The organism is Leuconostoc sp. DB-1, from assembly GCF_013414845.1.
In the GTDB taxonomy this organism is placed as follows: Bacteria; Bacillota; Bacilli; order Lactobacillales; family Lactobacillaceae; genus Leuconostoc; species Leuconostoc mesenteroides.
In genome coordinates, this window is sequence record NZ_JABFNJ010000002.1 from 20,924 (window position 1) to 31,099 (window position 10,176).

Annotated in this window: 11 protein-coding genes and 2 pseudogenes; 4 read left to right on the top strand and 9 right to left on the bottom strand. The window is 34.2% G+C overall.

Going from position 1 to position 10,176, the window contains the following annotated elements:
* Positions 1–468 precede the first annotated feature (468 nt).
* The 6 genes from HFP47_RS10820 to HFP47_RS10295 all read right to left on the bottom strand — a co-directional run bounded on the left by HFP47_RS10820 (position 469) and on the right by HFP47_RS10295 (position 4,190).
* Positions 469–603, bottom strand: a complete 135-nt coding sequence (locus HFP47_RS10820) for an IS3 family transposase (RefSeq protein ID WP_223824565.1) — start codon at positions 601–603, stop codon at positions 469–471.
* Positions 604–647: 44 nt separating this feature from the next.
* Positions 648–1,271, bottom strand: coding sequence for a DDE-type integrase/transposase/recombinase (locus tag HFP47_RS10275; RefSeq protein WP_160148021.1), 624 nt, complete (start codon positions 1,269–1,271; stop codon positions 648–650).
* A 45-nt stretch (positions 1,272–1,316) separates the two neighbouring features.
* Complete coding sequence (locus HFP47_RS10280; RefSeq protein WP_011666812.1) at positions 1,317–1,559, bottom strand: transposase; 243 nt, start codon at positions 1,557–1,559, stop codon at positions 1,317–1,319.
* A gap of 141 nt (positions 1,560–1,700) precedes the next feature.
* Positions 1,701–2,030, bottom strand: coding sequence for a hypothetical protein (locus HFP47_RS10285; protein WP_011666813.1), 330 nt, complete (start codon positions 2,028–2,030; stop codon positions 1,701–1,703).
* Between the two features lie 12 nt (positions 2,031–2,042).
* Positions 2,043–2,855: a ParA family protein gene (locus HFP47_RS10290; protein ID WP_010277775.1), complete on the bottom strand. Its 813-nt coding sequence runs from the start codon at positions 2,853–2,855 to the stop codon at positions 2,043–2,045.
* Between the two features lie 1,131 nt (positions 2,856–3,986).
* Positions 3,987–4,190 (bottom strand): hypothetical protein, encoded by a 204-nt coding sequence (locus HFP47_RS10295; protein WP_010277777.1) that lies wholly within the window; start codon positions 4,188–4,190, stop codon positions 3,987–3,989.
* A gap of 262 nt (positions 4,191–4,452) precedes the next feature.
* Between HFP47_RS10295 and HFP47_RS10825 the strand changes: the two genes are divergently transcribed.
* The 3 genes from HFP47_RS10825 to HFP47_RS10310 all read left to right on the top strand — a co-directional run bounded on the left by HFP47_RS10825 (position 4,453) and on the right by HFP47_RS10310 (position 5,813).
* Positions 4,453–4,611, top strand: coding sequence for a hypothetical protein (locus tag HFP47_RS10825; protein WP_155275068.1), 159 nt, complete (start codon positions 4,453–4,455; stop codon positions 4,609–4,611).
* A 64-nt stretch (positions 4,612–4,675) separates the two neighbouring features.
* A complete protein-coding gene (locus tag HFP47_RS10305; protein ID WP_071952413.1) occupies positions 4,676–5,248 on the top strand; it encodes a uracil-DNA glycosylase family protein in 573 nt (190 codons plus the stop codon).
* Between the two features lie 31 nt (positions 5,249–5,279).
* Positions 5,280–5,813, top strand: coding sequence for a 5-formyltetrahydrofolate cyclo-ligase (locus tag HFP47_RS10310; RefSeq protein ID WP_010277786.1), 534 nt, complete (start codon positions 5,280–5,282; stop codon positions 5,811–5,813).
* Positions 5,814–6,013: 200 nt separating this feature from the next.
* Here HFP47_RS10310 and HFP47_RS10315 read toward each other — a convergent pair whose 3' ends face one another.
* From HFP47_RS10315 to HFP47_RS10325, 3 genes and pseudogenes are all read right to left on the bottom strand, one after another.
* A complete protein-coding gene (locus HFP47_RS10315; protein WP_111303659.1) occupies positions 6,014–6,451 on the bottom strand; it encodes an IS3 family transposase in 438 nt (145 codons plus the stop codon).
* A gap of 40 nt (positions 6,452–6,491) precedes the next feature.
* The gene (locus HFP47_RS10320; protein ID WP_147284878.1) at positions 6,492–6,845 is read right to left on the bottom strand and encodes a hypothetical protein; all 354 of its coding nucleotides are present in this window, start codon (positions 6,843–6,845) and stop codon (positions 6,492–6,494) included.
* A 596-nt stretch (positions 6,846–7,441) separates the two neighbouring features.
* Positions 7,442–7,882: pseudogene (locus HFP47_RS10325) on the bottom strand (recombinase family protein).
* Between the two features lie 1,932 nt (positions 7,883–9,814).
* On the opposite strand from HFP47_RS10325, the pseudogene HFP47_RS10330 reads away from it, so the two are divergent.
* Positions 9,815–10,103, top strand: a pseudogene (locus HFP47_RS10330) (chloride channel protein); the annotation flags it as partial.
* Positions 10,104–10,176 lie beyond the last annotated feature (73 nt).

The window sequence follows — 10,176 nt, forward strand, 5'->3', positions numbered from 1 at the left end:
TAATGGGAAGTCTTGTTAGCGCAAGGCTTCCTTTTTCTGTATTCATTATAACATGCCTAGCCAAAATTGAGAAACAAAGTATTTATGCGCCTCTATATAGCAACGCTTAGCCATTCAATTTAGCCTTACATTTCAAGGGCTATTATATTATCTAAATAAAAAAAGCCTCTAACAAGCCAAGTTGATTTGTTAGAGGCTTTTTTTATAGTATTTAACAGAGACAATTGATAGTTATAGCCCCTTAACTCAATCATTTCTGAATTATTCAGCATTTCTATTTTTTGTGGGCCAAATGGGTTTAGTCATAATTATTATGACAACTCCAACTATCATAGTAACGAAGTAAATAATTTTTTGTGGATAGTTTACGATCAACCAAGAAGAGCCAATTATTATTGATAAGCCTAAAAAAATGAACAGTGCTATGTGCTCAGAAGTCAATAAATTGGACTATTTTTATTCAGTTACTTAGGCAACATTTGAGATACGATTGCGATTATAAAAATTGATATACCAACCAATGGCTGCTTGGACTTGCGTTAATGTTTCGTATGCCTTCAAATACACCTCTTCACGTTTCAATATTGAATGAAATGCTTCCATACGGCCATTATCGTATGGATGTCCTTTGAGTGAATATGAATGTTTCAAGCCATAATTTTGACATTTAATATTAAATTCAGCACTCGTGTATGTGACCCCATATCTGAATGAATAATTAATGGCTTTCGATGCTTATCTAAAGCCATCTGTAAGGCACTTGTGGCTAGCTCGGCTGTCATTGTATCGCCAATTTTATAGCCCAATACTTTTCTCTTCTCAGGATCCAAAACGGTCGCTAAATAGACCCATCTGTGATTAGTCAACTGAATATAAGTGATATCTGTTTGCCAAACACCGCTCAAATCATGCAAGTGTCTAATCAAATTGGGCTTTTGATCAACAGTCACCACAGTTTTTGGCTTGCGATAACGTTTTTGCATGCGGGATTTAATCCCTAATTCACGCATCAATTTGAGTGTCATATACCCAGATACTTTCGGACCGTCGGTTTGTTGACTATAAGCAGCAATACGGCGATAACCATAAAATTTAAAGGTTTTCCAAACGTCTAAAATATAAGGTTTTAGAGATTCTCTACGCTTTTCTTGTCGACTGGGCTGCCAATGGCGCCAGTTGTAATAGGTACTAGGTTTGATTTTAAGTGCACTTAAAATACGCACAAGCGCGTAGCCTTGTGCTAAAAATTGGTTAACGAGCGGCAATCCCACATTACGGACTATTTTTTGGCTAGTAAGATGGCCGCTCAATGCCTGTCAGGCTATGTGTGATAAAATTTCGTTTTCTTCCTCCAAAATAGCGAGGCGCTTCTCTAGTTGCTTGACGTCTTTTAAAGTCTTTGACTGACCCTTGATCATGATTGGGGTAGCTTGTTTAAGCCAAATAGCAATAGAATCTTTCGACGGACCAAATTCTTCTGCTAATGATTTAAGTGAACGGCCTTCTTGGTGAAGTTTAACCAATGAATCTTTGAAATCTTGTGAATAACGAATTGACATAAAAATACTCCTATACTTTCATTTTACGGACTGAATAAAAATAGTCCATTTTTTTAGTATAAGAGCAACTTTTTGTTTTCTGCTCCTTTTAGAAACATTACAAAGTTAGTTTTCTTTTGTTAAAAATATAAACCAGTTTAATTAATGATTATTGTTTACGGTTTCAATACTTGAACGAATAATCTTCTTTTCACTCGCAGGTAAGTTACTAATATATTCTTCCACAATATCATTAATTACCTCGTAAATTTTTTTACTTTGCAAAGTGGCAATTGTGCTAATGGCTGTGTGTGTGTTTAATGGGAGCCTAATCGATTTTGGTAAGTCTTTACTTGTAAGCCTACTTTGTGGAAGCTTTAGCAAGTCTTCTGGCATTGTGCGGTTAATATCTTCTGATAGTTCTGGTGTAATATTTTCTGGGCGCTCTGTTTTCTTTTTTCGGAATGAGCTTAGTCCAATATTGTCAGTCATGATAAATGCTCCTTATTTTTGATCAAATATATTTATGCGCTCGAGCGTTTCTTTGATGAGATCGCCATATATTGCATGTATACGTTTGTCGTGGATATCCTTAGTATTATCGGTAATACCAGTTCTATCAAATCTCTTTAGTCTGTTCATCTGTTTAATATGAGTTTTGAAGATATTGTTATCACCAAAGCTTTCTGTGGCATCTTGCAAGACATCTAAATCAAGTTCTGATCCATTTTGTTGTAGTACGGGAAGTATTCCTAAAAGATCTATATTCAGACCATAGTCATCTTGTAACTCTAATAAGTGCTCTATATATTTTTCAGCACCTTTTAGAGCCCGTTCTTGTGTTTGTAGTATAACGATTACAAAATCACTGGCTACCAGTGCATTGTCTGTAAATTTGTTCAGTTGTGGTGGAATATCTAAAAATACAAAGTCATATTCATTTTTGAATTCATTAATGAAATTTGTTAAGTGATGATCTTGTGAGTAATCATCAGAAAAATTATCATAAAGGTAACGTTCATAGTTTTGTAAGTCTGAGTAAGATGGTAACAAATCTAGATTATCTTTTACATTTATTAACGCTTCCTGTGGATTATTATTTTTGATGGCTTCAAACAGTGTTTCTTTAAAGTCAGGTTTCTTTTTATAAATATTAGTCATTGTTGTTAGCAATAAATCTGTTGCATTAGCTTGGGGATCTAAGTCAATTAGTAATACTTTCTTGTCCATTTTAGACAATGTATAAGACAGCATTACGGAGTTTGTTGTCTTCCCCACCCCACCTTTGAAGTTTCCAGTTGTGATAACTTTAGTCATTCTTAACTCCTTTATAAAATTATAAAATTATGTATTTATAAAAGTATAAAAGTATAAAAGTATATTTTTATAAAAATATATTTTTATACTCAATACATGCTAATAACTGATACGTAAACACTTTTTTTAATTTATAAATTTATACTATCATAAAAATATAAAAGTAGCAAAATATAAAAGTATAAATTTATAATAATATAACTTTATAAATATATACATATCACAATAACTTTATAAAATTATTGACATAGCGGTAGCTATTACGTTATATTATGTGCATAAACATAAATTGAGATAATTAATTTATTACAAAAAGAAAAGCCACCAAGGACGGCAATCCTTGATAGCTACATGATTCTTATATGTACGAGAATGTGTATCTATATTATATAACATAACCTTTGTGTTGTAAATGTGGGTGATTTCAAAAAGAGTGAAGCCAAACACTTTAAGGGGTATGGCATATATGACGTGTAGGGGGTAGTTACCTAGTGTGACTCGGAAGATCCAAATCGCTGTATATGGTATACGAAAAAATAGACAAGTGCCATTTTCCCAGACACTACTGTACAAAAATATGTGGGTGCTACACAAACAATCCATACTGGGCGTGTAGTAGGGTGAGAGCGGCCACAAACGGCTCGGCAGGTAAAACGGTGTCTACGGACACAGGGCTTGTATTTAAGCTGTATAACGCGAAAAAGATAATAAATATAGTGATACAGCGCCAATAAGGGCGTTTTTTTATTGGTTTAATGAATAAAGTAGTTAATTAAAGCAGGCGGGTAAAACCAAGGCTTGTATGGATAAGGTGACGGACGACTGAACGATCGGTCAAGTGTTTGTTAACAGTAAAGTTTTCTTCTTCCCAAAACAAGGGGAAAACTATCTTCAGCTCAAAACTTCCCTCACTCTTAATCAAGCATTTGTAACTTCCTGTGTCAACAACTTCTTTTAGTTTTCTCTATTGATTTAGATTTAAAGACAATAAAAAAAGTCACAATCATAATAATAACCACGGGCGATCTTAACTGTTGTGGTGGCGGTTGGCTGTCGCGCGGTTTCCGTGTTTGGTGGCAGATTTTATTTGATATTTAATTGATAATTTTTATAAATATAGTTGGCAATTGTTTATTGTGAGAAGATAAAAATATTCTTAACTTGTTTTTCTTCTTCAAAGACCTGTTTAGCTGTTTGAAAATAGAATAGGTTAAATAAGCGGATGCACATAGCTTGATTACTAATTCCGAAAGAGTTGCGCAAATAATTAAAAGGTTTTCTATCATCTAGTAATAATTGAGTGGATTTTTTATTTGCTAATAATATGCTAGCCATATTATTAGCCTCTTTTTCAAGGATTCGATCTTTTTCGGTATAATCGTTTTCTGCATTAGAGACGGATACGTTTGCTTATTCTCGTGAAGTAAGAAGTGCTCGTATACTGAAAATCCGGACTGCTTTATTTCTAGGGCATAATCCGAGATAATCAAGTATAGGAGTTTTTTATTATGAAAGCTAAGCGATACTCAACTGAATTTAAATCACCAATTGTTGCCTTGCACAATGAGGGCCATTCTGCTAATTCCCTAGCCAATGAATGTCATTTGGCTGTAAAACCGTCACGGGTTGGGTCAAAAAGGCTCAGACCGTTATGACTGACGTGAGTGGTAAGCCAGTGACTCGTGCCGAATTTAATGCGATGCAGAAAGAAGTTGCACGACTCTTGGTAGACTTTTATAGTTTAGTTGTGAACTAATAAATCAATATAAGTTTGATAAAGTAGCTTATAATAATTATTATACATTGGTTAGGAGGGGAATATGAGTATTATTGATGATATAGCAGCAGATCAAATGAATATGGAGTTTACTAAAAAAGGATTAAGGCCAATATTTCACGTATCGGAAAAAGCAAAATTAGTCATTATTGGTCAAGCACCGGGATTACGAGTTCAAAACTCGGGTATAATGTGGGATGATGCATCGGGAGATCGATTAAGAGAGTGGATCGGGGTTGGTAAAGATACCTTTTATGATTCAGGAAAAATTGGCGTAATTCCCATGGACTTTTACTATCCAGGAAAAGGAAAATGGGGTGACTTACCGCCCAGACGAGGAGTAGCTAACAAATGGCACCCAAAATTATTGGAGCTTATGCCCGATGTTCAGTTAATTATATTGGTGGGATCATATGCTCAGAAATATTATCTGAATCTTGGTTATCAAAGCAAGATAACCGATGTAATAAAGAACTACAAAAATTACTTGCCTCTTTATTTTCCGATAGTTCATCCTTCACCAAGAAATAATATATGGATTAAAAAAAATCCGTGGTTTGAACAAGAGGTTGTGCCAGAATTAAAAGAGATAATTAGTAAGATTTTATCGGATTAGTTTGAAGATAATTTGGAGGAGATTTGTAGCAGTGCTTAGTAAAAAAGAAATAAGAAAAATGACCTTGGATAAACTAAAATTATATGATTACCATAGCAAGATTACTGAAGAAGAGCGATTACAGGCAATTCTGTTTTCTAAGGCATATTGGAATAACTCTAATTCAGTGGCTGTAACTATAAGTATGGAACACGAATTGAGTACTGATGTCATTATTCAGGAGGCATTGAGAAGCCATAAGAAAGTAGTAGTACCTAGGGTGAGTAGTGGAAAATTATTATGGTTTGACTATATAGAAAGTTTAATGAGTAAATCAAAATTCGGAATTCTAGAACCAACACAAGATGAAAATCAAGCACAAAATTTGAAGGGAATAGATCTAATGGTGGTTCCCGGTGTAGCCTTTAGCGAAGATAATTATCGGATAGGTTACGGTGCAGGTTTCTTTGACGCAACGTTGGCAGAGTATAATGGTATAACGGTTTCGCTAGTGTTGCCTCCTCAATCAATCCATAAATTTTCAAAGGATACGTGGGATAGACCGGTGAGGTATCTTATAAAATAGGATTTATGCTAAATAAACTTATAATGAATATGTTAGTTTTTCATTATGAGTTTATTTTTTAATTACTTTATGTTAAACAATCTCATTTAGGTAATTATGATTATTCTAAAATTCTGTGTTAGCTCCTCTCAAATAGATATTTCTAGTAGCCCAGTCTATTGCTTAGAAGTCAATAAATTGGACCATTTTTATTCAGTTAATTAGGCGACATTTGAGATACGATTGCGATTATAAAAATTGATATACCAACCAATGGCTGCTTGGACCTCAGTTAATGTCTGGTATGCCTTCAAATAAACTTCTTCACGCTTCAATATTGAATGAAACGCTTCCGTACGGCCATTATCGTACGGATGTCCTTTGAGTGAATATGAATGTTTCAAGCCATAATTTTGACCCTTGGTATTAAATTCAGCACTCGTGTATTGTGACCCCATATCTGAATGAATAATGAGTGGCTTTTGATGATTATCTAACGCCATCTGTAAGGCACTTGTAGCTAGTTCGGCTGTCCTTGTATTGCCAATTTTATAGCCTAATACTTTTCTCTTCTCAGGATCCAAAACGGTTGCTAAATAGGCCCATCTGTGATTAGTCAACTGAATATAAGTGATATCTGTTTGCCAAACACCGCTCAAATCATGCTAGTGCCTAATCAGATTAGTTTTTGAGAAACCGTCACAACGGTTTTGTGTTTGCGATAACGTTTTGCATGCTTGATCTAATCCTTAATTCAAGCATCAATTTGAGTGTCATATACTCAGATATTTTCGGGCAGTCATTGGTTAGTTGACTATAAGTAGCAATACGACGATAGCCATAAAATTTAAAGGTTTTCCAAACGTCCAAGATATAAGGTTTTAGGCATTCTCTACGCTTTTCTTGTCGACTGAACTGCCAATGGTGCCAGTTGTAATAGGTACTGGGTCTGATTTTAAGTGGACTTAAAATACGCACAAGCGCGTAGCCTTGTGCTAAAAATTGATTAACTAGCGGCAATCCCACATTACGAACTATTTTTTGACTAGTCAAATATCCGCTCGCTGCCTGTCAGGCTATGCGTGATAAAATTTCGTTTTCTTCCTCCAAAATAGTGAGGCGCTTCTCTAGTTCCTTGACGTATTTTAAAGTCTTTGACTGACCCTTGATCAAGATTGGAGTAGCTTGTTTAACCCAAATATCCATAGAATCGTTCGACGGTCCGAATCCTTCTGCTAGTGATTTAAGTGAACGGCCTTCTTGGTGAAGTTAACCAAGAAATCTTTGACATCTTGTGAATAACGGACTGAATAAAAATAGTCCATTTTTTAGTATATTAGCATCGGATTATGCCCTAGAAATAAAGCAGTCCTGATTTTCAGTATACGAGCATTGTAAATCTAGGTAAAATTGGTTGATTATAATAAAGTGTGAGTCTGGTATAAGCGTTTGTCCATGTTACTGAACTGATATCATATATGCATATCAATTGGAAGACGTATATTTTGTCATCTGCCATTAATTTAATATAATTAATCTTGAATAAACAATTTTTAATGTATTGTACTGTTCTAACAGAAATATTGAAAGCTTCTGCTGTAGATTTTATTGTGTGCGTTTGAGAATACTCAAAGATAGCTGTGTTTCGGCTATCTTTTTTTCTTTGGGTCTACCTTCTTTATAGTTGGGATGTGTTGCCTTGCAAATATCTTACCAGCCTGCGTACGTTCGATAATCATGTCGCGTTCCATTTCCGCAACCGAAAGTAATGTTCTTACAATCATGCGACCCATTGGGTATTGTCAATTGTTCCTAAGTTTAGAACTTTAATCACAATTTTTGTTTCAGAAGATCATCAATTAAATTTAATGCTTCACGTGTATTCGAGCAAAGCGATCTAACTTGGTGACGATCAATGTGTCATTAGGTTCAATTAGATTGACAAGTTTTTTAAACTGTGGTCGTGATGTAGTTGTACCTGAATATTTTTCACTGAAAATCATTTCAGCCCCGGCATTTTTCAAAGTCTCTTTTTGTTCATATAAAGATTGTCCAGCTGTTGAAACCCGTGCATAACCATAAACTGTCATTTTATACCTCTTTAAAATTGCATAACTAAGTTGCAGTATATAAAGCCAAGTATAGCATGACTTTGAAAAAGTGCAAACTACTCAAAGTTTATTGCACTAATAACTGTAAAGCTGTCATATTTTTTTGTGAAGATTAGGTTATGATATAATTTTATTGCAAGCAAGTTAAGGGCTGGTGGAATCTGATAGTTGGGGTGACGCTTATTGTTGAAACTCAAGGCTACCTGAAAGGATAACACCAAATGGTCTGTTAGACCGCGGTAATTGTGTTGATCACATTTCTGGTTGTTTTAGCTACGAAAGTAGTCGAACTACTAAAAGAAATTAACAAGTCTAAAAATAGGTAAACAAAAACCCCTTAACTTTGGCCGGTTCTAGGGGTTTTCGTGAATGACTATTTTAGTTTATTAACAAAATAACAACTACCAACGCTGAAGCACGCTTGTGACTTAAAGGTCATGTACCTAACATGGGTCTTTTTATTTATATTTATATTATACCACTTTCACTGTTTTTGCCAATTATTTCTATTTCATAGATCATTTTGCTTGTTTTTATTTAGCATTTTAAACTAATTTTCAGGTGTGTTGTTTAATAATCCATTAATACTAAATGGGTTAGTAATGAATGGTCGTACTAAGCGATACTTCATCGGGTGTATGGCGTTCTTGATATTAGTATACGAAATTCGGATCTTATTTGATATTGTTGACTCAACGTATATACGTTGCTTAAGGGCGTATGTCATCAGAAAGCGTTATATTTACAATTTTTGGTGCTAAGTTATTTTCATGTTATCTATTTTGTACCATTTCCGCAAGAATCATTTTTTAAAAAAACGAATTCCTTACTTGCATGCAGTCTTGTTTGATAGGTTGAATAACATTTTGGTTTTCAAATTGTACTGAACTGATCATAATTATCTCTTTTCTATTTTCATGTAGTATCCCAATTTAGGTTTGGTATAACGTGCATTTTAGATACATGATGATATCAGTAAATTATTTTCCACATCTGTAATTTTACTTTGAAGGACACTATAAATATAAATTTGATTTTTATACTTTTAAAGTGTTAACAAGTATGTTTAGGAGAAAACATGAAATATTAAAAGATAGTACCCTGCTGACTAGTTGTCTTGTAGTATTTTTGTGGGTCATTAGGTTGTTCAGGCTACTAATTACCGAAATTCCACATATTGGGAGTAGTCCTTGGGTTATAGTAGTCATCATGTTTTAGGATCATTCTCCTTGCTATATCGGAGCAGTCATTCCTGACAGCTATGACTATTCTTTAATTTTAAAAAATTTTATAGGACGGGTATCTGGGTGGCTTTACAACATTCAGCACATTTACTTCAAATTAATCAATTAGGTAGAGAAAATTTTTAATTAGTATTATTTATACATTATTAGTTTATACTGGCTTACATTGCAGTTGTTTTTGGGAAAATGTAGGAAAAAATCGGAGATTAAATCAGTGAATTTTTTTAACTTTTATTTGTATTTCTGTTTAGCTGCTGGGCTAGGTGCTGTTATTCGATATCTAGTTATAAGTTTTATGCCAAGGATTACAAATTTTTTCACAGGTGTTTTTAAATGTCTTTGATGTTTTGTTAATACATACACAAACGATTCGTTGATTCTGTTTAATCAAGAATGAGAATATTAAGAAATCGTTAAATTTTTCTGTATTTGGAATCAACCCCCTTTTTGTTGTAAACTGATTTATGTTTAAAAAAGAATTAGACTCAATACATCAAGCTGTCAGTAGTATTATATGGCACACTTATAGTTTTTTAACAGGAATAGTGTTAGTGTCTTCCGCTGGACAATTGAAAATTGCTTCAATTTGTGCAAACGCTGTATCTCGATATTTCACATGGCAATATAGCGTTATATTTTTAGTGATAACTGCTAATTAATTTGTTTTTTAATTGTTTCATGGATGTTAAACAAAGAACCTAATATATCCGGTTCCGGCATTCCACAGGTTGAAGGTCTATTATGGGTGAACTAAAAATAAACTGGTGGTCGACATTGTGGCGGAAATTTATATCAGGATTTGGCTATGGTATGGTTAATGCTGGGCGGGAAGGTCCTTCAATTCAACTGGGTGCATCAATTGGTCAGGGTGTGCTCATATAAACGTCTTAGTCATAATCAATCGAAAGGGCTTATAGCCGTGGTGCCGTGCAGGTTTATCAGCTGCATTTAATGCCCTTTAGCCGGCGTTAGTTTGTATTGAGGAAGTCTACGTATTTCTCCCTTTGTCTGGTTGGTGCATTGACAGGC

Bases quoted from the DNA above. Each gene is read 5' to 3' on its own strand.
- HFP47_RS10820 (WP_223824565.1), bottom strand. From the start codon at position 603: ATGGAAGCATTTCATTCAATATTGAAACGTGAAGAGGTGTATTTGAAG.
- HFP47_RS10280 (WP_011666812.1), bottom strand. From the start codon at position 1,559: ATGTCAATTCGTTATTCACAAGATTTCAAAGATTCATTGGTTAAACTT.
- HFP47_RS10285 (WP_011666813.1), bottom strand. From the start codon at position 2,030: ATGACTGACAATATTGGACTAAGCTCATTCCGAAAAAAGAAAACAGAG.
- HFP47_RS10290 (WP_010277775.1), bottom strand. From the start codon at position 2,855: ATGACTAAAGTTATCACAACTGGAAACTTCAAAGGTGGGGTGGGGAAG.
- HFP47_RS10295 (WP_010277777.1), bottom strand. From the start codon at position 4,190: ATGGCTAGCATATTATTAGCAAATAAAAAATCCACTCAATTATTACTA.
- HFP47_RS10825 (WP_155275068.1), top strand. From the start codon at position 4,453: ATGTCATTTGGCTGTAAAACCGTCACGGGTTGGGTCAAAAAGGCTCAG.
- HFP47_RS10305 (WP_071952413.1), top strand. From the start codon at position 4,676: ATGAGTATTATTGATGATATAGCAGCAGATCAAATGAATATGGAGTTT.